Raw genomic sequence first — 22,567 nt, 5'->3', positions numbered from 1 at the left:
ACGGATGCCGTCCCCTCAGCGCGGCCCGTCTAAGCTGGAGGCACCATGGATGACGACGTTTTCGAGGACTACGATCGCGAGCTCGAGCTCGCGCTCTACAAGGAGTATCGCGACGTCGTATCGCAGTTCCAGTATGTGATCGAAACCGAGCGCCGGTTCTATCTGGCCAACGACGTCAATGTCGTGCGCCGCGACACCGAGCACGACTTCTATTTCGAGATCTCGATGAGCGATGTGTGGGTGTGGGATATCTACCGAGCCGATCGGTTCGTGAAGAGCGTGCGGGTGCTGACGTTCAAAGACGTCAACATCGAAGAGCTCACACGGCGGGACTTCCAGCTTCCCGACGAGCTGTCCCTCGACAGCTGACCGAAAAGGCTCCTCCCGAAGAGGGATTCCCGGTCGTCGATCCACGGATGCCGCCCGCGTGATCCGCGGTGATGTCGCAGCGCCGATGCTGGGGCGATGGCAGCCAAAGACGAATTCGGACGCGCGGGCGAGACGCGCGCGGCAGAGCACCTCGAGAAGCTCGGGTACGCGATCGTCGATCGCAACTGGCGGTGTCGCGCAGGAGAACTCGATCTCGTCGCCGTGACTTCTCGCGACCTCCTGATCGTCGAGGTCAAGACGCGGCGCAGCGAGGAGTTCGGGCATCCCTTCGAGGCGATCGACGCCCGAAAGCGTTCCCGCCTGTGGCGACTCGCGATGGCGTGGATCGCCGAGCATCGCGAGGCGGTTCAGGGCCGGCGGCTGCGCTTCGCCGCCGTCGGGATCGTGGGAGACGACCCCGCGTGCGGCCGGATCGAGCTCATCGACGATCTCGAGGTGACGTGAGCGTCGCACGCACGTGGTCGGTCGCGTTGACAGGCCTCGATGGCCATCTCATCGAGGTCGAGGCCGACCTCACGAACCAGACCCCTGACTTCCGGATCATCGGGCTCGGCGACAAGGCGCTGGGAGAAGCCGTGCTGCGTGTGCGCAATGCGACCGCCAACAGCGGCCTTGAGCTGCCTCGCCGCCGACTCACCGTGAACCTCTCACCCGCAGCGCTGCCCAAACAGGGTTCGGGCTTCGACGTGGCGATCGCCGTCGCCGCGCTCGCGACAGAGGGCGGGCTTGATCCGGCCTCGGTGGCCTCCACGGTGCACGTCGGCGAGCTCGGCCTCGACGGGCGTCTGCGTCCCGTGCCCGGAGTCCTTCCGGCGGTGGTCGCGGCAGCCCGCGCGGGCATGCGTCGCGTCGTCGTGCCGCACGCGAATCTCTCCGAGGCACGGCTCGTCGACGACATCGACGTACACGGTGCTGTGAACCTCGCGTCCGTCGCCGCGCGCCACGGAGCCGACATCGAGGTGCACGACGAGAGTCCCGTCGCGCTGGGGGTATCGCCGGCACCCGCGTCGCAGCCGCTCGATCTCGCCGACGTCGTCGGCCAGGCAGATGCGGTCGAGGCGATCGTCGTCGCGGCAGCCGGCGGGCACCACATGCTCATGTCCGGACCGCCTGGCGCGGGAAAGACGATGCTGGCGCGACGGCTGGCGGGCATCCTTCCCGACCTCGGCGATCGCGACGCGCTCGCGTGTGCGTCGATCCTCTCGCTCTCGGGCCGACCCATCGCCAAGCTCTCCCGCACGCCCCCGTTCGAAGCGCCGCACCACAGCGCCAGCATCGCCGCGCTCGTCGGCGGCGGGTCGCGGGTCGTGCGCCCGGGAGCGATCGCCCGCGCGAGCGGCGGCATTCTCTTTCTCGACGAGGCGGGCGAGTTCCCGGCCTCGGCGCTCGACGCGCTGCGCCAGCCTCTGGAGCAAGGCGCGATCGAGATCCACCGCGCGGGGGTGACGGCCGCATTTCCGGCCCGCTTCCAGTTGATCCTCGCCACGAACCCGTGCCCGTGCGGTCAATACGGCGTGCGGGGTGGGGCGTGCATCTGCACGCCGATGGCGATCAGGCGCTACCTCGGGCGTCTGTCGGGTCCGTTGCTGGACCGCATCGACATCGAGCTGCACCTCGAGCGCGTCGCGGTCGCGACCCGCGAGACACGCAGTCCCCGGCTGACCACAGCTCGGGCGCGCGAGCGTGTCGCAGAGGCGCGGGAGCGGGCGGCTCATCGTCTGCGGGACACGCCCTGGCGCGTCAATGTCGATGTGGCGGGCACGTGGCTGCGTGACGGTCCGCACGCGCCCGCCTCGACGGTGCGTCGACCGCTCGATGCGGCGCTGCACCGCGGGGCGATCACACTGCGCGGCTACGACCGGGTGCTGCGCGTCGCGTGGAGCCTCGCCGACCTTGCCGGACGCTCGCAGCCCGGACTCGACGACGTCGGCAGGGCGCTCTACCTCAAGAAGGGACTCACGCTGTGACGTGGATCGATCTCACACCCGATAACGCCCGCGCGGCCCTCGGCTCGCTCGCGCGGCCCCACGACGACGACGCATCGCTGGTCGAGCGGTACGCGCGCGCCATCTGGTCATGCCTCGTCGAGCCGGGTGATGGTGCGGCCGGACGCCTCGTCGGGGCCGAGGGGGCCTCGGGCGCGCTGTCGCACGCGATAGGACGCGCTGACGCCGGACTCAACGGCGCCGATCTCGCACGGTGGACGCCGCGGCTCGTGCCCGCGACGATCGCGGCGGCGTTGCGCAACGCGACGGCTGCCGACATCGCCCTGGTGATGCCGTCCGACCCGGATTGGCCGACCGCTCTCGCTGACCTCGGCGAGCACGCTCCGCTCGCGCTCTGGGCGCGCGGCGATCCGCGTCTGCTCTCGCTCGGGGCGCCCGTCGTCGCGATCGTCGGCGCGCGCGCCGCGAGCGCGTACGGCGACCACGTCGCGACCGAGCTCGCGGCAGACCTGGCGAGCCATGGCGTGACGATCGTGTCCGGCGCGGCGTATGGCATCGACGGCAGCGCGCACCGGGCGGCCCTCCGCGTCGGGGGCACGACGATCGCATCGCTCGCGGGAGGAGTCGACCAGGCCTACCCGCGCGGTCACAGCGTGCTCATCGACGAGATCGCCCGATCCGGGGTGCTGGTGAGTGAAGTGCCGTGCGGAGCAGCCCCGACCAAGTGGCGCTTTCTGCAGCGGAACAGGGTCATCTCTGCGCTGGCCGACGCGACGGTGGTCGTCGAGGCCGGTGCTCGCAGCGGTTCGCTCAACACGGCGGGACACGCCGCTGCGCTGGGACGGCCGCTCGGTGCCGTTCCCGGAGCGATCACGAGCGCGTCGTCGGTGGGCTGCCACCGTCTGCTGCGCGAGTTCGGCGCGGAGTGCATCACAAGCAGCGCCGACGTGCTCGACATGCTCGGCTACCGCTCGATGCTGCCCGACCCGCCGCCCGATGACCGACGGACACCCGACGACCGTCCACCGACCGACGACATGAGCCGCGTCCGCGATGCGCTCAGCACGCGCTCCTGGCGCGACGTGCCCGACATCGCCCGGCGCAGCGGAATGAGCGGTGGCGACGTCGAGTCCCTCCTCGGCCTCCTGAGGCTGACCGGCGAAGCAGAACGCGACACACGCGGCTGGCGCATGGTGCCCGGCTCCCGGCGGTGAGGCGGTGAGGCGGTGCGGCCGTGAGCCGCGGAGACGGCGAGCCGCCACGACCGCATCGCCGCGGCCACGCATGCTGGGGGGCATGCACGTGCGTGACGCGATCGAGGAGTGGGTGCGGCATCTCGCCGATGTTCGCCGCCTCTCGCCTGCAACCGTGCGGGGGTACCGCTCCGACCTCACCGATCTCGCCCGCGTCGTCGGTGACGTCGAAGTCGACAGCATCGATCTCGAGAAGCTTCGCGAGTGGCTCTGGCAGGCGACCAAACGCGGCGACGCGCGCTCGACGATCGCTCGGCGCACGGCATCCGCCCGCGGGTTCTTCGCGTGGGCGGTCGAGAACGGGGTCCGTGCTGCCGATCCGACCCTGCGGCTGGTCGCCCCCAAACGCGGGCGCACATTGCCTCGCGTCGCCACCGCCGATGCGCTCGCCACGATGCTGGATGCCGCCCGCGCGTCCGCCGCCGACGGTGACCCCCTCGCGCTCCGCGACCACGCCATGCTCGAACTGCTCTACGGCGCGGGGGTGCGCGTCGCCGAACTGTGCGGGCTCGACCTCGATGATGTCGACCGTGAGACCCGAACGGCGCGCGTCGTCGGAAAGGGCGACCGAGAACGCGTCGTGCCGTACGGTGTCCCCGCCGCGGCTGCGCTCGACGCCTACCTGGTCCGCGCCCGCCCCGTACTGGCCGCACGCACCGAGGCCGGTCTGGGGCGCGCTGTCTTTCTCGGGGCCCGTGGCAGCAGGGTCGGGCCCCGCGCCGTCTACGACGTCGTCACACGCGCAGTGTCGCCCGTTGCCGGAGGAACGGTCGGACCTCATGCGCTGCGGCACTCGGCCGCGACCCACCTGCTCGACGGCGGCGCCGATCTGCGTGCTGTGCAGGAGATGCTCGGTCACGCAAGCCTCGGTACGACGCAGATATACACGCACGTGTCGAGCGAACGGCTGACGGCCAGCTACCGTCAGGCGCACCCGCGCGCCTGAACCGGTCAGCAGCAGGGGAGCAGCACGGCGCGGCGGATGCCGCCGAGGAACAACAGGGGATTGACGTACTCGCCGTGCAGCCGCACCCCGAGATGCAGCGTGCCGGAAACCGCGTGCCCGCCCGTCGACACCGTGCCGATCGCCGCGCCCCGCTCGACGACGGCACCGACCTCTACCGTGGGGTCGACCGGTTCGAGGGTCGACACGATCCCCTCGCCGTGATCGATGGTCACCAAGCGGCGATCGACGACCGAGCCCGCGAAGGCGACGATCCCCGCCGCGGGAGTGACGACGGTCGCATCGCCGACCGGCGCGAGATCGATACCGCGATGGCCCGCGGCGTATCGGTGGGGAGGCGCCTCGTAGGGCGCCACGATCCGCGACGCGGCCAACGGCCAGACCCACGCGGGCTGCGCAGGCGACGCAGCGAGAGAGCCTGCGGCCGGCGCCGGGCCCCCGAGACAGCACGCCAGGGCGAGCACGAACACGAGGCTGCGCCTAGCCGGTGAGACATTCGTCTGCGCGTTCACCACCCGATTCTCACCGCGTCACGGCGAGGTGGTGCGGGCCTGCGAAAACCCGTGTGACATCGCCGCCCGGAGCCCGCTGGGGAGGAGCCCCGCCTGTTACACTGGAGGCGCATCTCGTCTGTCGAGATGACTACGCGTGCCCAGAGCGCCGAGGATTCCCCGGAATCGTACGGCGTGGCATCCACTCCCACCGGTCTCTTCGAACAAGAGCGGGCGTGCGCCGGGCACCAGGCTCGCCGACATCGTCGGCGGAAAACAACCGCAAGAGGCGCGCATGCGCCAGAACAGGAGAACGGCCATGGCCGTCGTCACCATTCGCCAGCTGCTCGACAGTGGCGTCCACTTCGGACACCAGACCCGCCGGTGGAACCCGAAGGTCAAGCGCTTCATCCTGACCGAGCGCTCGGGCATCCACATCATCGACCTGCAGCAGTCGCTCGGCTACATCGACAAGGCATACGAGTTCGTCAAGGAGACGGTCGCCCGCGGCGGCACGGTCCTCTTCGTCGGCACGAAGAAGCAGGCGCAGGAGATCATCGCAGAGCAGGCGACGCGTGTCGGCCAGCCCTACGTCAACCAGCGCTGGCTCGGTGGCCTCCTCACCAACTTCCAGACGGTGTCCAAGCGCCTCGCCCGTATGAAGGAGCTCGAAGAGCTCGACTACGACGACCCCGCCTCGAGCCCCTTCACCAAGAAGGAGCTGCTGCTCAAGAAGCGCGAGCTCGACAAGCTGCACAAGTCGCTCGGCGGTATCCGCAACCTGCAGAAGACCCCGTCGGCCATCTGGGTCATCGACGCCAAGCGCGAGCACCTCGCGGTCAACGAAGCCACGAAGCTCGGCATCCCGGTCATCGGCATCCTCGACACGAACGCCGACCCCGACGAGTTCCAGTACCCGATCCCCGGCAACGACGACGCGATCCGCTCGGTGAGCCTGCTCACGCGGGTCATCGCGGATGCCGCCGCTGAGGGCCTCATCCAGCGTCACCAGCCGCAGGGTGAGACCGAGCAGGCCGCAGAGCCCCTGGCCGAGTGGGAGCGCGAGCTGCTCGAGCAGGGTGCGCCCGTTGTGACCGATGTCGCTGAGGTCGAGATCGCCGCGACCGAGTCGGCTGCCGACGTCGCAGGTGCTGCAGCGCACGACGCCGTCGCCGGCGACGTGGCCGCCGCCGAAGCCGCGGACGACGCGAGCCAGGACGCTGAGGCACCTGTCAAGGACGAGGCCGCCGCCAAGGTCGCCGCCGATGAGGCAGAGGCCGCCAAGGAAGCAGCGGAGTAAGACTCCTCACACGACGAGGTCCCGGTCGGGTGCGGCGCACGCCCACCCGACCGGGACATCCACGAGAACTCACACAACCAAGGAGCCGCTACATGGCAAACTTCACGATCGCCGACATCAAGACTCTGCGTGAGCAGCTCGGCACGGGCATGGTCGATACCAAGAAGGCGCTCGAGGAGGCCGACGGCGACCTCGAGAAGGCCGTCGAGATCCTGCGGCTCAAGGGCGCGAAGGGCAACGCGAAGCGTGCCGACCGCTCCACGAGCGAGGGCCTCGTCGCCGCGAAGCAGTCCGGCGACACCGTCACGATCATCGAGCTGAACACCGAGACCGACTTCGTCGCGAAGAACGAGCGTTTCATCGCTCTCGCCGACAAGGTCCTCGACGCGGCGATCGCCGCCGGTGCCGACTCCGCCGAGGCCGCTCTCGCCGCACCCGCCGGCGACAAGACCATCGCGGAGCTCATCTCGGACGAGGCCGCCATCATCGGCGAGAAGGTCGAACTGCGTCGCGTGCGCACCCTGACGGGCGACGCCTTCGAGATCTACCTTCACAAGACCAGCAAGGACCTGCCCCCGCAGGTCGGCGTCGTGCTCGCATACACGGGATCGGACACCGAGACGGCTCGCAGCATCGCGCAGCACATCTCGTTCGCCAACCCGTCGTACCTGTCGCGTGACGAGGTCCCCGCCGCAGACATCGAGCGTGAGCGTGAGATCGTCACCGAGATCTCGCGCAACGAGGGCAAGCCCGAGGCTGCGCTCCCGAAGATCGTCGAAGGCCGTGTCAACGCCTTCGTCAAGCAGGTCTCGCTGCTCGACCAGGACTACGCGAAGGACAACAAGGTCTCCGTCGCGAAGGTTGCGGAAGACGCCGGTCTCACCCTGACCGGCTTCGCCCGCTTCAAGGTCGGCGCGTAAGACGACCGAAGGGCCCGCATCGACTGCGATGCGGGCCCTTCGCATGCCCCCGACCGGGGGAGGTAGTTTGTACAACGGCGAGAGGAACAGAGTGATCGATGAAGCCACGGGGCGCCGGCGCGTCCTTCTGAAGCTGTCGGGAGAAGCATTCGGAGCGGGGCAGCTGGGGGTCAACCCGGACGTCGTGAGCCAGATCGCGCGCGAGATCGCCGCGGCGGTGGATCGGGTCGAGATCGCGATCGTGGTCGGCGGAGGCAACTTCTTCCGCGGTGCCGAACTGAGCCAGCGCGGCATGGACCGCGGCCGGGCCGACTACATGGGCATGCTCGGCACCGTCATGAATGCGCTTGCGCTGCAGGACTTCCTCGAGCAGGCCGGCGCCGCGACGCGCGTGCAGTCGGCGATCTCGATGACGCAGGTCGCGGAGTCCTACATCCCGCTGCGCGCCGAGCGTCACATGGAGAAGGGCCGCGTCGTGATCTTCGGCGCGGGCGCGGGTCTTCCGTACTTCTCCACGGACACCGTCGCAGCCCAGCGCGCGCTCGAGATCGGCGCGCAAGAGGTCCTCGTGGCCAAGAACGGCGTCGACGGCGTTTACACGGCCGATCCGAAGAAGGACGCCTCGGCGACGAAGCTCGACCGGATCACCTACCTCGACGCGCTTCAGCGCGGACTCAAGGTCGTGGACTCCACGGCGTTCAGCCTGTGCATGGACAACAAGATGGACATGCGCGTCTTCGGCATGGAGCCGGCCGGAAACGTCACGCGAGCCCTGATCGGCGAATCGATCGGCACGCTCGTCACGGCATGACCGGGTCTCGCCGATAGACTTGCCTCGCCCCCAACGCGAAGGAGACACTGTGATCGCGGACGTCTTGGCCGAAGCCGGAACGCGCATGGACCGCGCCGTCGAGGCCGCGAAGGAGGACTTCGCAACGGTGCGCACCGGTCGTGCGAACCCTCAGCTCTTCCAGAAGATCCTCGTGGACTACTACGGAACGCCGACGCCGCTTGCGCAGCTCGCTTCGATCAACAACATCGAGGCGCGCACGATCGTCGTCACGCCGTACGACAAGTCGGCGCTGAAGGCCATCGAGCAGGCCATCCGCGACCAGCCGAACCTCGGGGCGAACCCCACCAACGACGGCAATCTCGTGCGTGTCACGATGCCCGAGCTCACCGAGGAGCGTCGCAAGGAGTACGTCAAGCTCGTGCGCAGCAAGGGAGAAGACGCCAAGGTCCACGTGCGCGGGCTGCGGCGCAAGACGAAGGACGAGCTCGACGCGCTCAAGAGCGACATCGGCGAAGACGAGCTCGCTCGGGCAGAGAAAGACCTCGATGCGCTCACGCGTACCCACGTCGACGCGATCGACGAGGCGCTCAAGCGCAAAGAGACAGAGCTGCTCGAGGTCTGAGGAACCCATGACCGAGGCATCCGGATCAGAACCGGGAGGCTCCTCAGCTCCGGTGCCGCCGCAGACGCGGAAAGATGCCGCGCAGTCGCGCCGGCAGCTCGGCGACGAGCCAGACCCCACGGCGGTCTTCCAATCGCACGTGCGGGCTGCGCGCAGCGAGTTCGAGAACCAGATCGCGCACGCGCGCACCGAGTTCGAAGAGGTGAACGAGCGCATCAAGCAGCGTACGGGGCGTGATCTGCTCGTCGCGATCGTCATCGCCGTGGCGATCGGCGGGGTACTCCTGGCGTCGCTGCTGCTGTTCACGTGGGGCTTCGCCGTCTTCGCCCTCGCGGCCGTCCTCCTTGCCGTTTTCGAGTTCTCGCGCGCCCTCATCTCTGCCGGTCGACGCATCGACGTCGCACCACAGCTCATCGCGGCCACCGCGATCATCGCGGCCGGTTACTTCCTCGAGTCGTGGCTGCTGTGGGTCGTCATCTTCGTCGCCGTCGCGGTGGTCGTCATCTGGCGGCTCGTCGCGCAGATGACGGCGAACGATGGGCGCACGTACGGCGACGTTCTCACCGACGTCCTCGTCGGCGCCTTCGTGCAGTTCTACGTGCCGATCCTCGCGAGCCTCGCGCTCGTCCTGCTGCGGCAGGACGGCGGCGAATGGTGGGTCCTCGGATTCATCATCGTCGCTGTCGCCTCGGACACCGGCGCCTACGTTGCCGGCATCAGCTTCGGCCGTCACCCCATGGCGCCTCGTATCAGCCCCAAGAAGACGTGGGAGGGCTTCGCCGGCGCCGTCGTCGCTTCCGTGGTCGCGGGCGTGCTGCTCGCACTGTTCATGATCAACATCGACTGGTGGATGGGCGTCATCTTCGGTCTCGTCATCCTCGCGACCGCGACGATCGGCGATCTCGGTGAATCCATGATCAAGCGCGACCTCGGCATCAAGGACATGAGCTCGTGGCTTCCCGGACACGGGGGAGTGCTCGATCGGCTCGACTCGATCCTGCCGTCCGCCACGGCGGCGCTTGCGCTCTACTACCTCTTCACACCGCTGGTGGCCTGATGACGACGACCGACAAGACGCAGGCCGCTTTCCCGCAGAGCCGCGGCCGCTCGAAGGGCTACGAGAAGCGTGCCGTCGATGCGTTCCTCGCGCGCGCCCGCCGGGCATTCGAAGACGACGACCCGGGCCGGACCACGGCGGCCGAGGTGCGCCAGGTCGCGTTCCCCCTCGTGCGCAAGGGCTACGCCATCGCGGCCGTCGACGCGGCGCTCAGCCGGATCGAAGACGCCTTCGCTGTGCGCGAGCGAGAAGCGGCGCTCGCACGCTTGGGTCCCGAAGCGTGGGTCGAACAGGCGCGCGAGACGGCGCAGGTCGTGCTGGACAGGCTGTCTCGTCCGCGGGGCCAGCGCTTCGCGACGGTGGGGTTTCTGCGGTACGGCTATCGGGTCGACGAGGTGGATCTCGTGGCGGACAAGCTGGCACGCTACCTCGAGCGGGGAGATCCGCTGACGGTCGAGCAGGTGCGCTCGGTCGCGTTCCGCATGCAGCGCGGGGGATACCGCGAAGTGCAGGTCGACGCCGCCCTCGACGCCGTCGTCGAAGTGATGCTCGCTGTTGCGTGAGAGCACCCTCATGAGCGGCATCCGCGGGCGAATGGCATGCCGCAGAACCGGCCGGTAGACTCGGCGGCACTGTGACTGACGGCCATGAGATGATCCGCGCGCGGCGATCCGCCCGCCGGGACGTCGCGACCGTTGCCGACGTGTCGCCGCCGGCACGCACATCTTCCTCCACGACGCCGCGCTGGTCACGGCGACGGGGCGTTCTCGGGGTCTTCGCGGCCTTCGCCGCGGTCGGCTTCGTCGCCGCCTACGCGGGCACGGCCGGTATGGCCATCTCGCAAGCGAACGCGGAGGAGCCGCCGTCATCGCTGTACGCCGCCTCGCTCGAGCACGTGCAGACGTATGAGGGTGTCATGACGGCCAGCGCCGCCGAGGCCGAGGGGCTCATCGATCTGGGCCGCGACGGCTATTCGGTCTATGTCACCCCCAAGCCGACCCCGACCCCGACGACGTCGGCAGGCGAGGGCAGCGCTCCTGCCGCGCCCGCGGCGCCGCCTGTCTACACCGGTGGGGGGTCGCCCGCCGAGTGGATGGCGGCGGCGGGCATCGCCGAGGCCGACTGGGGATACGTCAACTTCATCGTCGGGCGTGAGAGCGGCTGGAACCCCAGCGCGACGAACCGCTCCTCCGGCGCGTGCGGGCTCGTGCAGGTATACCCCTGCAGCAAGCTCGCGAACGCCTACGACCCGGTCGTCAACCTGACGTGGGCCAACGGCTACGCGACGGGGCGTTACGGCAGCTGGGCGGGAGCGCACGACTTCTGGCTCCGCAATCATTGGTGGTAGGTCGCCGACGATGCCCCGATCCAATCGTCGTCGACGCGAACAAGGCGGCGACGAGTCGTTCGAGCGACTCCTGGCCGGGTGGAAGCGCACCGAAACCCGCCGTGGCGCCGAGTGGACCGTCCAGCCCGTCGCGGCAGCGAAGTCGCTGAAGGCGTATACGTGCCCCGGATGCGGCCGCACGATCGACGCCGGCACGGGCCACGTCGTCGCGTGGCGCACGGGCGGAGTCATGGGCGATGCGGCCGATCTGGCCGCACGCCGACATTGGCACGAACACTGCTGGAGGATCAGCTGACATGGAGATCCGCGGACCGATCATGCTCCCCGCACGGCGCGAGGACATCGAACTGCAGACGATCGATGGGCTGACGCTCGTCGGCGAGCTCGCGCTGCCGCCCGAGCACGACCCCGTCGCAACGCTCGTGACGCTTCACCCCTTGCCGACAGCGGGCGGTTTCATGGATTCGCACATCCTGCGCAAGGCCGCCGGGCGTCTTCCGGCCCTCGCCGACCTCGCCGTGCTGCGCTTCAACACGCGCGGCACGACGTCTGCGCGCGGCACGAGCGAAGGATCGTTCGACGGCGGGGCGACCGAAGCGTTCGATGTGGCAGCCGCCATGGCGTTCGTCGCCGAACGCGGGCTTCCCCGGCCGTGGTTCGTCGGCTGGTCCTTCGGCACGGAGCTCGCCCTGAAGTACGGGCGCGATCATGACATCGAGGGTGCTGTGCTGCTGTCGCCTCCGCTGCATCGCGCGACGCCGGACGAGGTCGCGGCGTGGCACGGGGACCTGCGCAAGCTCGTCATCCTCGTGCCGGAGCTCGACGACTATCTGCGACCCGCAGCCGCCGCCGAGAGGTTCGCGAGCGTCCCGGAGGCCGAGCTCATCGCTGTCGAGGGCGGCAAGCACCTCTGGGTCGGCGAAAACCAGACCCGTCGCGTCCTCACCGAGATCGTGGCAGCCGTCAACCCCGACGCGCTGCCGCTTCCGACGACGTGGGACGCCGCCGACGGCGCGCAGAGCAGCTAGCGCTCGTTCATCCGGGGTATGACCACCTGCCGGTAGATGATGAGCAGACTCGCGGCGACGGGGATCGCGATGAGCGCCCCGAGCAGGCCCAGAAGCGAGCCGCCCGCGAGGGCGGCGATGACGACGACGGCGCCAGGCACCGAGACGGCGCGGTTCATGATGCGCGGTGAGAGGATGTACGCCTCCACCTGCATGTAGATGAGGTACCAGATGGCCGCCGTGATGGCGGTGGCGGGGGAGCCGAGTCCCGGGATGAGGCACGTCAGCACGATGATGGTCGAACCCGTCAGGGTGCCCACCAGCGGGATGAGCGAGAAGAAGAACGCGACGACCGCGAGCACGGCCGGGAACGGCGCCTGGATGATCGTCAGGAAGATCGCGCTCAGGATGCCGTTGATGACGCCGAGGCTCAGCTGACCGATGACGTAGAAGCCCACCGAATCGGTGATCTGCTCGCTGAGGTCGATGAATCGCTCACGCTTGGAGGCCGGCACCAGCTGGTACACGGAGCGCTTCAGGCTCGGCGTGGACGCGGTCAGGTAGATCGTGAGGATCAGGACGATGAACGCGCCCATGAGGCCGGCGACGATCGTCATGCCCGCGCCGATGACGCCACCCGTGATCGATCCCCAGTTGTCCATGAGCCAGGATTCGACGTTGTCGAACACGTCCATGATGAACGCGGGGTCCAGCCCAGGGAAGATCGACTGCAGCCAGGCGGTGGTCTCTTGGAGGAATTGGGGGAAGTCGCGGCTGAAGAGGTAGTCCGAAACGACCTCGATGAGCTGCGCGATCTGCCCCAGGATGATCGGGAGCACAAGAAGCACGATGCCGGCGAACAGTGCGAGCACGAGGACGATGGTGATCAGGACGGCCGCCCACCGCGGCATCTTGCGCCGCTCGAACCAGCCCACGACGGGGTCAAGGCCCAGCGACAGGAACAGTGCCGTTCCGACCAAGAGCAGGATCGTCGAGAGGTTCTCGATGCTCCCGATGAGCAGGAGACCGAGGCCGACCCCCAGTGTGGCGACGAACGCCGTGCGGAATGGGTTGTGCACTTTCATCGTCGGCGTCCCACCTTTCGTGCGGTTGCTTTCGTAAGGATACGCAGTGCAGACCCTCAGCCACAGGATTGCTCCCTCTCGGTCGATGTCCAGCCGTGTTTCGCTAGTCTGGGATGTCGGTTCGTGGGTTCGCCAGGCCAGGTGTGGATCCGGAGGAGGGTGTTTTTCGTGCGTTTCGTTTGGGCTGTGGCGGCATTCGTCCTTGCCGCCGTGCTGATCGGTGCGGGCATTGCTCAGCGCACGGTTTTCCAGGGAGCGAAGACGGTCACCACGGCCATCTCGGCCAGCGAAGAGGCCCCGTATCTGCTCGTGGACGGCGAAGTGCTCGGCTCTATGCCGGGGACCCAGACGCTGCGTACACAGGCTCCCGGTGAGATCTTCGCGGCGTACGGACGGACCGCCGACATGGTCGCGTGGCTCGCTGACACGCCGTACAACAGCGTCTCGCTCGACAGCGACGGCACACCGGTCGTCGAGCTTGTCGAGCCCGAAGCGCCCGCGGTCGGCGAGGCCGACGAGGCCGCCACGACCGACGAAGCCGAGAGCGCACCCGCGCGGTCTCCGATCGGTTCTGACCTGTGGCTCGACGAGTTCCTCGAGAGTGACGTGCTCATCGCCCCGCTGCAGCTTCCTGCCGAGATGAGCGTCCTGGTCGCGACTGACGGCACCCAGCCGGCGCCGTCGAGCATCTCGATCTCCTGGCCCATCGACAACAGCACGCCGTGGGCAGGACCCCTCATGACTGTGGGTGGCATCTTCATGGCGGCGGGCATCGTCTTCTACATCCTCGGGATCCTGCACGCGCGACGCGCCCGCGGACCGCGGCGCAAGGGCCTGCCCATGCCTGTGACCGAACCGATCGACCTCACCCTCGACGAGCCCGACAAGGGCGTCATCTCCGCGGGAGAGCCCAAGCCCAAGCCTGTGGCGCGCGGGCGACGCGCTTTCGTGGCCATCCCCGCCGTGGCGATCTCGGCGCTGCTGTTCTCGGGGTGCAGCGCGGACGCGTGGCCGCAGCTGAGTGATTCCCCGACCCCGACCCCGACGCCGACGGTCATCGTTCCTGAGGGCCAGCAGGCCCCTGCGGTCACGAAGGCGCAAGCAGAGCGGATCCTCTCCCGCATCGGCGAGACGGTTGCCGAAGCCGACGCCGCGATGGACCCCGCCCTCGCCGCGACACGACTGGACGGCGCGGTGCTTGCGACCCGCACCACCAACTACAAGCTCCGCGGTGCGATCCCCGACTACGCCGCTCCGCAGCCCATCATCACCAAGCCGGTCGAGATCCTGCTGCCGCAGGCATACGACGGCTGGCCGCGGTCGGCGATGGCCGTCGTCGATGATGAGGAATCGAAGACCTCGAGCATCATGATCATGACGCAGGCCGATCCTTGGGCGCCGTACAAGATCACGTATCAGGCGAACCTCGAAGCGGCGACGCTCATGCCCGACCTGGCCGCCTCGTACGTCGGTGCTTCGCAGATCCCGCCGGACTCGTCCTTCCTGATCCTGCCCCCCGACAAGCTGGCCGCCGCGTACGCCGACATCGTCGACAACGGCGACGAGAGCGAGTTCGCCGGGCTGTTCGATTCAGAGGGCGACCAGTTCCGCACGAGCATCGCGGCCGACCGGCAGGCACGCATCGACGCCTTCAACGAGACGGCGACGAACACGGGAAGCCTCGCGTTCGACGCCGTCCCCGGCACCGAGGAGCCGTTCGCCATCGCCACTCTCGAAAGCGGCGCCATCGTCGCGGTGAACATCCACGAAGTCGACACGGTCAAGCCGACCAACACCGACGCCGTCATCAAGCTCGACACGAACCCGACCGTGCAGACCCTCGCGGGGGCTGAGCAGTCTTCGACGGGCTTCAGCACGACGTACAGCGACCAGCTGTTCTTCTACGTCCCCGGCCAGGGCTCGTCCGAGAAGATCCGTCTTCTGGGCTACGGCTCGGCAATCCTCGATGCGAAGGTGATCAGTTGAGCAACCCCACACCGCCCGCGGCCATGCGCGGCGCCGTCGATCTGTCCGCCCTGCGCAACCGCCCGGCGGCGGCGCCGCCCGCCGGCGCCGGCGCCGGCGCCGCCACCGGCGCGGGGGCCGCGCCCTCGACCCCGTCGCTCGTCTTCGATGTGACGGATGCCACGTTCCCGCAGGTGCTCGAGCTGTCGCGCACCGTCCCGGTCGTCATCGACCTGTGGGCCGAGTGGTGCGGGCCGTGCAAGCAGCTCAGCCCGATCCTTGAACGCGTCGTCGCCGAACTCGCCGGCAAGCTGGTGCTCGGCAAGGTCGACGTCGACGCAAACCCGCAGCTGGCACAGGCCTTCCGCGCGCAGTCCATCCCGATGGTGCTCGCTCTCGTCGGCGGTCAGCCGGTTCCCCTGTTCACGGGCGCCGTTCCCGAGCAGCAGGTGCGCGACGTCTTCGCCCAGCTGCTGCAGTTGGCGGCGCAGAACGGCGTGACGGGCACGGTCCCGGTGGGCGATTCCGCCGACGGCGCCGACACACCCGCCGAAGCGGTCGAGCCGCCCTTGCCGCCGCTGCACGCCGAGGCCTTCGCGGCGATCGAAGAGGGCGACTACCCCCGCGCGATCGCCGCCTACGAGCAGGCGCTCAGCGAGAACCCCCGCGACGCCGAGGCGCGTGCCGGGCTCGGTCAGGTGCGGCTGCTCGATCGGGTCAAGGATCTCGATCTGCAGGAGGCACGCGCTGCTGCCGCGGCGGCTCCGAGGGACATCGCGGCGCAGTTCGCCGTCGCCGATCTCGATATGACGGGTGGGCACGTCGACGATGCGTTCGAGCGGCTGCTCGAGCTCTTCGCGACGTTGCCGTCCGACGAGCGCAGCCCTGTGCGCGAGCGGCTGCTCGAGCTCTTCGGGCTCGTCGGCGATGCCGACGCGCGCGTGCTGCGCGCTCGGGGCCGACTGGCCAACTTGATGTTCTGACGCCCGGCTTCAGCCGCGCGCGGCCGTGGGAAGGTGCTTCTCCGGCTCGTGACGCAGCCACAGCACCCCCAGGGGCGGCAGAGTGAGCGACGCGTGACCGTCGGCATCGGCGTGCACGATCCCGCCGTTACCGGCCCCGGACCCGCCGAATTCGAGCGCGTCGGTGTTGAGGATCTCGTGCCAGACGCCGTGCCCGGGCAGATCCAGTCGGTACCCGACGAGAGGGGTGCCCGAGAAGTTGCACACGACCGCGACCGTCGTCCCGTGACCGTCTCGGCGGGTGAATGCGATGACGTCGGGGTTCCAGCTCGGGCCCCCGATGCGCGCGAACGCGGCGCTGTCGCTGTCGCGTGACCACAGCGCGGGCTCGGCCCGATACGTGCGATTGAGCGAGCCGACGAACGTCAGCAACTGCGCGTGCGAGGGCTGCTCGAGGATCCACCAGTCCAGTCCGCGGCTTTCGGACCACTCAGAGAGCTGACCGAACTCCTGTCCCATGAACAGCAGCTGCTTGCCGGGATGCCCCCACATGTAGGCCAGGTACGCCCGCATGTTGGCGAGTTTCTGCCAGTGGTCGCCTGGCATCCGTCCGAACAGACTGCCCTTGCCGTGCACGACCTCGTCGTGGCTGATCGGAAGCATGTAGTGCTCGCTGAAGGCGTAGACGAACGAGAACGTCAGCTCCCCCTCGTGATGCGATCGGTGGAGCGGATCACGGGAGATGTACTGGAGTGAGTCGTTCATCCAGCCCATGTTCCACTTGAACCCGAACCCGAGCCCTGCTTGGTGAGTGGGGGTCGTGACCCCGGGAAAGCTCGTCGACTCCTCGGCGATCATCGCGATTCCGGGGTAGCGCCGGTAGGCCGTCGCGTTGACCTCCTGCAGGAAGGCGATGGCCTCGAGGTTCTCGCGCCCGCCGTGCACGTTGGGTTCCCAATCGCCCGGCTCGCGCGAATAGTCGAGATAGATCATCGAGGCGACCGCGTCGACGCGCAGCCCGTCGACGTGGAACTCCTCGAACCAGTACAGCGCGTTGGCGACGAGGAAGTTGCGCACTTCGCGACGGCCGTAGTCGAAGATGTACGTGCCCCAGTCACGGTGCTCCCCACGCCGGGGATCGGCGTGCTCGTAGAGCGGCTCGCCGTCGAACCGGGCGAGAGCGAAGGCATCCTTCGGGAAGTGCCCGGGCACCCAGTCCATGATGACGCCGATGCCCGCCTGATGCAGCCGGTCGATCAGGTAGCGCAGGTCATCGGGCTCGCCGAACCGGCTCGTGGGCGCGTAGTACCCCGTCACCTGATATCCCCATGACCCGCCGAAGGGATGCTCGGCGAGCGGCATGAACTCCACGTGCGTGAAGCCGTGCTCCGTGACGTAGTCGACCAGCGGATCCGCCGCGGCACGGTAGGAAAGCCCAGGGCGCCACGATCCGAGGTGCAGTTCGTACACCGACATCGGCTCGGTCAGCGGAGTCGCCCGCGCGCGCCGTACCATCCACTCGCGGTCGCGCCAGCGGTACGACGACTGCGTCACGATCGATGCGGTCGCGGGCGGCACCTCGGCGTACCGCGCCATCGGGTCGGCCTTCATGATCCAGTCGCCGCGTCGCGGGAGCAGTTCGTACTTGTAGGTCGTCCCGGGGCCGATGCCCGGAACGAACAGCTCCCACACACCCGACGCGCCCAGCGAACGCATCGCGTGGCTTTGGCCGTCCCACGCGTTGAGGTCGCCGACGATGCGAACGGCGCGAGCGTCCGGCGCCCACACGGCGAACGCGACACCCGTCACGCCATCGAGGTTGCGCACGTGCGAGCCGAGCACGCGCCACAGCTCCTCGTGGCGTCCTTCGCCGATCAGGTGCAGATCCAGTTCGCCGAGGGTCGGACGGTGCCGGTACGGGTCATCGGCGACGTGGTCGGGACCGGAGTCGTAACGCGCGACGAGCTCGTACGCTCCCGCCGTGCCGCCGCGCGTGCCTTCCCAGATGCCGCTGCGCACATGCTCGAGCGGTACGCGGGTGCCATCATCGAAGACCGCCGTGACGCTGCGCGCCAGCGGACGCCGAGCGCGGACGACCCAGCCTGAGGAGCCCTCGTCGTCGACCGCGGGGTGCAGCCCCAGCACGCTGTGCGGGTCGTGGTGCGATCCGGTTGCGATGTCGTCGAAAACCTGGTCGTCGATCATGACGTGCGCTCCTTGACGTGGAGGATGTGCACGGGTTCGGTGAAGGCATCCAGTCGCACGTAGTTGTGATCCGTCCAGGTCCACGTCGCGCCCGTCACGAGGTCCTCGACGTCGTAGGGCGCCCCCGGCTCGACACCCCATACGGTCGTGTCCAGATGCACCGTGGTCTGTCGTGCGGAGTGCGGATCAACGTTGACGACGACGATGATGGTGTCGCTGCGGCCCGTCGGCGACAGCGCGGCATCCAGGTGCTTCGCGTACACGAGGATCGCGTCATCGTCGCTCCAGTGCACCGTGAGATTGCGCAGCTGACGCAGCGCCGGGTGGTCACGCCGGATCTCGTTGAGACGTGTCAGGAAGGGAGCAAGCGAATCGCCCCGCGTCTGCGCCCCGACCCAGTCGCGCACCTTCACCTCGTACTTCTCGTTGTCGACGTTCTCTTCCGAACCCGGCCGGGCGACGTTCTCGTAGAGCTCGTAACCGGCATACACGCCGTAGGACGGGGCGGCCGTCGCGGCGATCGCCGCGCGGATGCGATAGGCGGCGCGCCCGCCGAACTGCAGGTACTCGGTCAGGATGTCGGGCGTATTGACGAAGAGGTTCGGACGCAGGAAGTCGGCGGTCTCGTCGGCGAGCGACGCGAGGAACTCCTCGAGCTCCGGCTTGGTGTTGCGCCACGTGAAGTAGGTGTAGCTCTGCTGGAATCCGACCGCTGCGAGTGCCTGCAGGGGAGCGGGACGAGTGAAGGCCTCGGCGAGGAAGACGACCCCGGGATGCCGCCCGTTCACGGTGCGGATGAGCCACTCCCAGAACTGCAGTGGCTTGGTGTGCGGATTGTCGACCCGGAAGATCTCGACGCCCTGCGCGATCCAGTGCTCGACGATGCGAAGCACCTCGGCACGGATGCCGTCGGGGTCGTTGTCGAAGTTGACCGGGTAGATGTCCTGGTACTTCTTCGGCGGGTTCTCGGCGTACGCAATCGTGCCGTCGGGAAGCGTCGTGAACCACTCGGGGTGCTCCGTGACCCAGGGATGGTCGGGCGCAGCCTGCAGCGCGAGGTCGAGCGCGACCTCGATGCCCTCGTCGCGGGCGGCGCGCACGAACGCGCGGAAGTCCTCGAGCGTTCCGAGTTCGGGATGCACGGCGTCGTGCCCGCCTTCTGCGGCCCCGATGGCCCACGGCGAGCCTGGGTCGGTCGGTTTCGCGTCCAGCGTGTTGTTCGGGCCCTTCCGGTTGCGTCTGCCGATCGGGTGGATCGGCGGCAGGTACAGCACGTCGAAGCCCATCGCGGCGACAGCCGGAAGACGCTCAGCCGCCGTGCGGAACGTGCCGCTGCGCACGGATCCGTCGGCGAGCCGTACGGCGCCTTCTGACCGCGGGAAGAACTCGTACCAGGCACCCACGCCGGCGCGCTCGCGCTCGACCACGAGCGCGTGCTCTTCGCCGACGGTCCGCAGCGACATGAGCGGTCGCGCCTCGAAATACGCCGCGATGGCGGGATCGCGGACGATCTCCAGCGCGGCGGCATCCGTCGTCTTCGGATCGCGCAGCGACGCAGCGGCCGTACGGAGCGCCGTGCGCTCGGCGGAGGGTCGGCTCTTCTCTGCGGCGGCGCGGTCGAACAGAAGCGCGCCGCTCTCGCGCATGAGGGGCGCATCGACATCGGCGGCGATCTTCAGATCGGCGGAGTGGCGCCACGTGGCGACGTCGTCGCCGAACGCTTCGTACCGGAACGTCCAGATGCCCTCTTCGAGCGGCGCGATGAGCGCCTCCCAGCGGTCGAACCCGTCATCGAGAGCACGCAGGCGGTGCAGCGACGCCGCCCCGGACGGCGCGACCAGCCGCACGTGAACGCCGATGCGGTCGTGCCCTTCGCGGAACGCCGTGACCTGGAACGGCACGACCTCGCCGTGATAGGCCTTCGGGCGGAACCGGCCACCGGGGACGGCGGGCCGAGCCAGCGAGAGCGGGATGCGGGGCGTGACGGTGTCGCGCTCCGCCCCGTCGTCCGGCCAGTCCCGCAGTGGAATCTCGGCGGCACTTCGCCAGGGGCGGGAGGGTTCGGTTCGCGACGGCTTCACCACGGTTCGAACCTATCGAACGGAACCGCCCTCGCGCGCGACGGGGTGCTGCGGCGATCGCGTCTCACTCTGCACGGAAGAGCTGCATGGAGGTGCCGCCGATCTGGAGGATCTCGCCGGGTGAGTGTTCGAGATGCTCGTCGGCGGGCCGATCATCGACGCTCGACCACAGCGACACGAACCGCGTCACACCGTCGACATGCGGCAGCGCGACCTCGATCGGGCGTTCGGAGCCGTGGACGATGAGCAGGATGCGATTGGGCTCCTCGGTCTCCGGCGTCGACGTCGCGACGTACTGCAGCGTGCGGTGCGAGGGATCCGTCCAGCGCTCTCCCGACATCGTCTCGCCGTGCTCGTCGTACCACTCCATGACCGACGCCGACGGCGTGTGCTCGCCGAGCCGGGCGAACCGGCTCGGGCGCAGCGCCGGATTCTCACGGCGCAGCTGGGTGAGTCGCTGCACGTGCGCGTGCAGGTCCTGCTGCCACGGGGCGTACTCCCACGTCAGCCAGGTCAGACGCGAGTCGTGGCAGTAGGCGTTGTTGTTGCCGCGCTGCGTGCGACCGAACTCGTCGCCGGCGGTGAGCATCGGGACGCCCGAGGACAGCAGCAGTGTGCCCAGCAGGTTGCGCATGGCCTTGCGGCGCGTCGCGCGGATGCCCTCGTCGTCCGTCGGGCCCTCTGCGCCGTGGTTGAAGGAGCGGTTCGTGTCCGCGCCGTCGCGATTCTGCTCGCCGTTGCCCAGGTTGTGCTTGACGTCGTACGACACGAGGTCGCGCAGCGTGAAGCCGTCGTGAGCTGTGACGAAGTTGACGCTTGCGAGCGGGCCCCGCTCAGCGCTGAACGTGTTCGACGAGCCTGCGAGGCGCGTCGCGAAGCCGCCGATGCCGACGGGTGACGTCGAAGCGCGGCGCGCGTAGTCGACGTCGCTGAGCCAGAAGTTGCGCACGCGGTCGCGATACCGGTCATTCCACTCGTGCCAGCCCTCGCCGAAATTGCCCGTCTGCCATCCGCCCATGCCGACATCCCACGGTTCGGCGATCTTCTTGACGCCGGCTAGTCCGGGGTCGTGCACGATGGCCTGCAGGAGCGGATGATCGGGGGTGAAGACGTGGGATGCGTCGCGGCCGAGGGTCGTCGCCAGATCGAAGCGAAACCCGTCGATCTGCACGTCGTTCGCCCAGTAGCGCAGCGAATCCAGCACGAGTCGCGCAGCAGCATCCGTCGCGGTGTTCACCGAGTTGCCGCATCCGGTCACGTCGATGTAGGCGCCGTCGTCGGTCTGCCGGTAGTACGCGCGATTGTCGATGCCCCGCAGGCTCGTGCGCGGGCCGCCGAGACCCTCTTCGGAGGTGTGATTGAACACGACGTCGAGGATCACCTCGAGCCCTGCCTCGTGCAGCAGGCGCACCATGCCCTTGAATTCGCGCAGAACCCCTTCGGGGCCGTCGCGACGGGCGTCTTCGCTCGCGTAGGCGGCGTGGGGCGTGAAGAAGTTGACGGTGTTGTAGCCCCAATAGTTGGTGAGGCCGTGCTGGAGCAGTCGGGGCTCGGTCGCGAACGCGTGCACGGGCAGGAGCTGCACGCTCGTCACCCCCAGATCCAGGAGGTGCTCGATCATGGCCGGGTGGCCCAGCCCCGCATACGTGCCGTGCAGGGCCGTGGGCACCTGTGGGTGGCGCTTCGTGAGGCCCTTGAGATGGGCTTCGTAGATGACGGTGCGATCCAGCGGCACGGCGGGCTTGCCGACGCCGCCCCAATCGAAGGCCCCGTCGATGACGACCGAGCGCCAGTCCTCGAAGCCCGCACTGTCCAGTCCCCGCGAATAGGGCTCTACCAGGAGCGTCCCCCGGTTGAAGGTGTTACCCGGCGCGTGCGGTCCGTCGACACGGATCGCGTAACGCGCCCCGGGCCGCATCAGCGGTGTCGTCACGCTCCACACGCCGCCGCCGACGGGCGAAAGGGGCAACTCGTCGGTGATCCAGTCCAGATCGTCGCTGTCGAACAGCACGAGATCGACGGAGTCGGCAGCCCCCGACCACACGCGCAGGGTGCCGCCGTCGGGTCCCTGCGTGACACCGAGCCCGTCGAGTTCAGTGCTCAGCAGGCCCCGCGGGGGCACAGCGGAGTCGGGCGCGTCCGGGTCATGCATGCGTTCTAGAGTAGTAAGGCTCGGAC

At 68.7% G+C, this 22,567-nt stretch carries 21 protein-coding genes; 16 read left to right on the top strand and 5 right to left on the bottom strand.

Features of this window, described 5'->3' with window-relative positions:
- The first annotated feature begins 45 nt into the window (after positions 1 to 45).
- The 5 genes from AC25YV_RS08215 to AC25YV_RS08195 all read left to right on the top strand — a co-directional run bounded on the left by AC25YV_RS08215 (position 46) and on the right by AC25YV_RS08195 (position 4,535).
- Complete coding sequence (locus AC25YV_RS08215; protein ID WP_488123339.1) at positions 46 to 369, top strand: DUF2469 family protein; 324 nt, start codon at positions 46 to 48, stop codon at positions 367 to 369.
- A 96-nt stretch (positions 370 to 465) separates the two neighbouring features.
- Positions 466 to 834 (top strand): YraN family protein, encoded by a 369-nt coding sequence (locus AC25YV_RS08210; protein ID WP_488123338.1) that lies wholly within the window; start codon positions 466 to 468, stop codon positions 832 to 834.
- Positions 831 to 2,357 carry a YifB family Mg chelatase-like AAA ATPase gene (locus AC25YV_RS08205; RefSeq protein ID WP_488123337.1) on the top strand — a complete coding sequence of 509 codons (1,527 nt, stop codon included), beginning with the start codon at positions 831 to 833 and terminating at the stop codon, positions 2,355 to 2,357. Before AC25YV_RS08210 ends, AC25YV_RS08205 begins: the two co-directional genes overlap by 4 nt.
- Positions 2,354 to 3,550: a DNA-processing protein DprA gene (dprA, locus tag AC25YV_RS08200; RefSeq protein WP_488123336.1), complete on the top strand. Its 1,197-nt coding sequence runs from the start codon at positions 2,354 to 2,356 to the stop codon at positions 3,548 to 3,550. Before AC25YV_RS08205 ends, dprA begins: the two co-directional genes overlap by 4 nt.
- Before the next feature lie 82 nt (positions 3,551 to 3,632).
- The gene (locus tag AC25YV_RS08195) at positions 3,633 to 4,535 is read left to right on the top strand and encodes a tyrosine recombinase XerC (protein ID WP_488123335.1); all 903 of its coding nucleotides are present in this window, start codon (positions 3,633 to 3,635) and stop codon (positions 4,533 to 4,535) included.
- A 5-nt stretch (positions 4,536 to 4,540) separates the two neighbouring features.
- Here AC25YV_RS08195 and AC25YV_RS08190 read toward each other — a convergent pair whose 3' ends face one another.
- Positions 4,541 to 5,065: a murein hydrolase activator EnvC family protein gene (locus AC25YV_RS08190; RefSeq protein WP_488123334.1), complete on the bottom strand. Its 525-nt coding sequence runs from the start codon at positions 5,063 to 5,065 to the stop codon at positions 4,541 to 4,543.
- A 298-nt stretch (positions 5,066 to 5,363) separates the two neighbouring features.
- Here AC25YV_RS08190 and rpsB point away from each other — a divergent pair, with 298 nt between their 5' ends.
- The 9 genes from rpsB (at position 5,364) to AC25YV_RS08145 (ending at position 12,112) form a co-directional block, all read left to right on the top strand.
- Complete coding sequence (gene rpsB / locus AC25YV_RS08185; RefSeq protein WP_488123333.1) at positions 5,364 to 6,344, top strand: 30S ribosomal protein S2; 981 nt, start codon at positions 5,364 to 5,366, stop codon at positions 6,342 to 6,344.
- Between the two features lie 92 nt (positions 6,345 to 6,436).
- Entirely contained in the window at positions 6,437 to 7,264 is an 828-nt protein-coding gene (tsf, locus tag AC25YV_RS08180; RefSeq protein WP_488123332.1) for a translation elongation factor Ts, read from the top strand.
- A gap of 91 nt (positions 7,265 to 7,355) precedes the next feature.
- Positions 7,356 to 8,075: a UMP kinase gene (pyrH, locus tag AC25YV_RS08175; protein ID WP_488123331.1), complete on the top strand. Its 720-nt coding sequence runs from the start codon at positions 7,356 to 7,358 to the stop codon at positions 8,073 to 8,075.
- A gap of 49 nt (positions 8,076 to 8,124) precedes the next feature.
- The gene (frr, locus tag AC25YV_RS08170; protein WP_488123330.1) at positions 8,125 to 8,679 is read left to right on the top strand and encodes a ribosome recycling factor; all 555 of its coding nucleotides are present in this window, start codon (positions 8,125 to 8,127) and stop codon (positions 8,677 to 8,679) included.
- A 7-nt stretch (positions 8,680 to 8,686) separates the two neighbouring features.
- Positions 8,687 to 9,736, top strand: coding sequence for a phosphatidate cytidylyltransferase (locus tag AC25YV_RS08165; RefSeq protein ID WP_488123329.1), 1,050 nt, complete (start codon positions 8,687 to 8,689; stop codon positions 9,734 to 9,736).
- Positions 9,736 to 10,299, top strand: coding sequence for a DivIVA domain-containing protein (locus AC25YV_RS08160; RefSeq protein ID WP_488123328.1), 564 nt, complete (start codon positions 9,736 to 9,738; stop codon positions 10,297 to 10,299). The genes AC25YV_RS08165 and AC25YV_RS08160 overlap by 1 nt, the downstream gene beginning before the upstream one ends.
- A gap of 71 nt (positions 10,300 to 10,370) precedes the next feature.
- The gene (locus AC25YV_RS08155; RefSeq protein WP_488123327.1) at positions 10,371 to 11,084 is read left to right on the top strand and encodes an aggregation-promoting factor C-terminal-like domain-containing protein; all 714 of its coding nucleotides are present in this window, start codon (positions 10,371 to 10,373) and stop codon (positions 11,082 to 11,084) included.
- A 10-nt stretch (positions 11,085 to 11,094) separates the two neighbouring features.
- A complete protein-coding gene (locus AC25YV_RS08150; RefSeq protein WP_488123326.1) occupies positions 11,095 to 11,379 on the top strand; it encodes a hypothetical protein in 285 nt (94 codons plus the stop codon).
- 1 nt (position 11,380) lies between these two features.
- Positions 11,381 to 12,112, top strand: coding sequence for an alpha/beta hydrolase (locus tag AC25YV_RS08145; RefSeq protein WP_488123325.1), 732 nt, complete (start codon positions 11,381 to 11,383; stop codon positions 12,110 to 12,112).
- Here the strand turns inward: AC25YV_RS08145 and AC25YV_RS08140 are convergent.
- Positions 12,109 to 13,176, bottom strand: a complete 1,068-nt coding sequence (locus tag AC25YV_RS08140) for an AI-2E family transporter (RefSeq protein ID WP_488123324.1) — start codon at positions 13,174 to 13,176, stop codon at positions 12,109 to 12,111. The genes AC25YV_RS08145 and AC25YV_RS08140 overlap by 4 nt on opposite strands.
- 168 nt (positions 13,177 to 13,344) lie before the next feature.
- Here AC25YV_RS08140 and AC25YV_RS08135 point away from each other — a divergent pair, with 168 nt between their 5' ends.
- Both AC25YV_RS08135 and AC25YV_RS08130 read left to right on the top strand, forming a co-directional pair.
- Entirely contained in the window at positions 13,345 to 15,162 is a 1,818-nt protein-coding gene (locus AC25YV_RS08135; protein WP_488123323.1) for a DUF8094 domain-containing protein, read from the top strand.
- Entirely contained in the window at positions 15,159 to 16,124 is a 966-nt protein-coding gene (locus AC25YV_RS08130; protein WP_488123322.1) for a tetratricopeptide repeat protein, read from the top strand. Before AC25YV_RS08135 ends, AC25YV_RS08130 begins: the two co-directional genes overlap by 4 nt.
- A gap of 9 nt (positions 16,125 to 16,133) precedes the next feature.
- On the opposite strand, the gene glgB is transcribed toward AC25YV_RS08130, so the two are convergent.
- From glgB to glgX, 3 genes are all read right to left on the bottom strand, one after another.
- Positions 16,134 to 18,308 (bottom strand): 1,4-alpha-glucan branching protein GlgB, encoded by a 2,175-nt coding sequence (glgB, locus tag AC25YV_RS08125; RefSeq protein WP_488123321.1) that lies wholly within the window; start codon positions 18,306 to 18,308, stop codon positions 16,134 to 16,136.
- Entirely contained in the window at positions 18,305 to 20,392 is a 2,088-nt protein-coding gene (locus AC25YV_RS08120) for a maltotransferase domain-containing protein (RefSeq protein WP_488123320.1), read from the bottom strand. Before AC25YV_RS08120 ends, glgB begins: the two co-directional genes overlap by 4 nt.
- Before the next feature lie 61 nt (positions 20,393 to 20,453).
- Entirely contained in the window at positions 20,454 to 22,541 is a 2,088-nt protein-coding gene (gene glgX / locus AC25YV_RS08115) for a glycogen debranching protein GlgX (RefSeq protein ID WP_488123319.1), read from the bottom strand.
- Positions 22,542 to 22,567 lie beyond the last annotated feature (26 nt).

The sequence above is a fragment of the Microbacterium sp. Y832 genome, from assembly GCF_057669765.1.
This window is presented reverse-complemented; position numbering and strand designations above follow the sequence as displayed.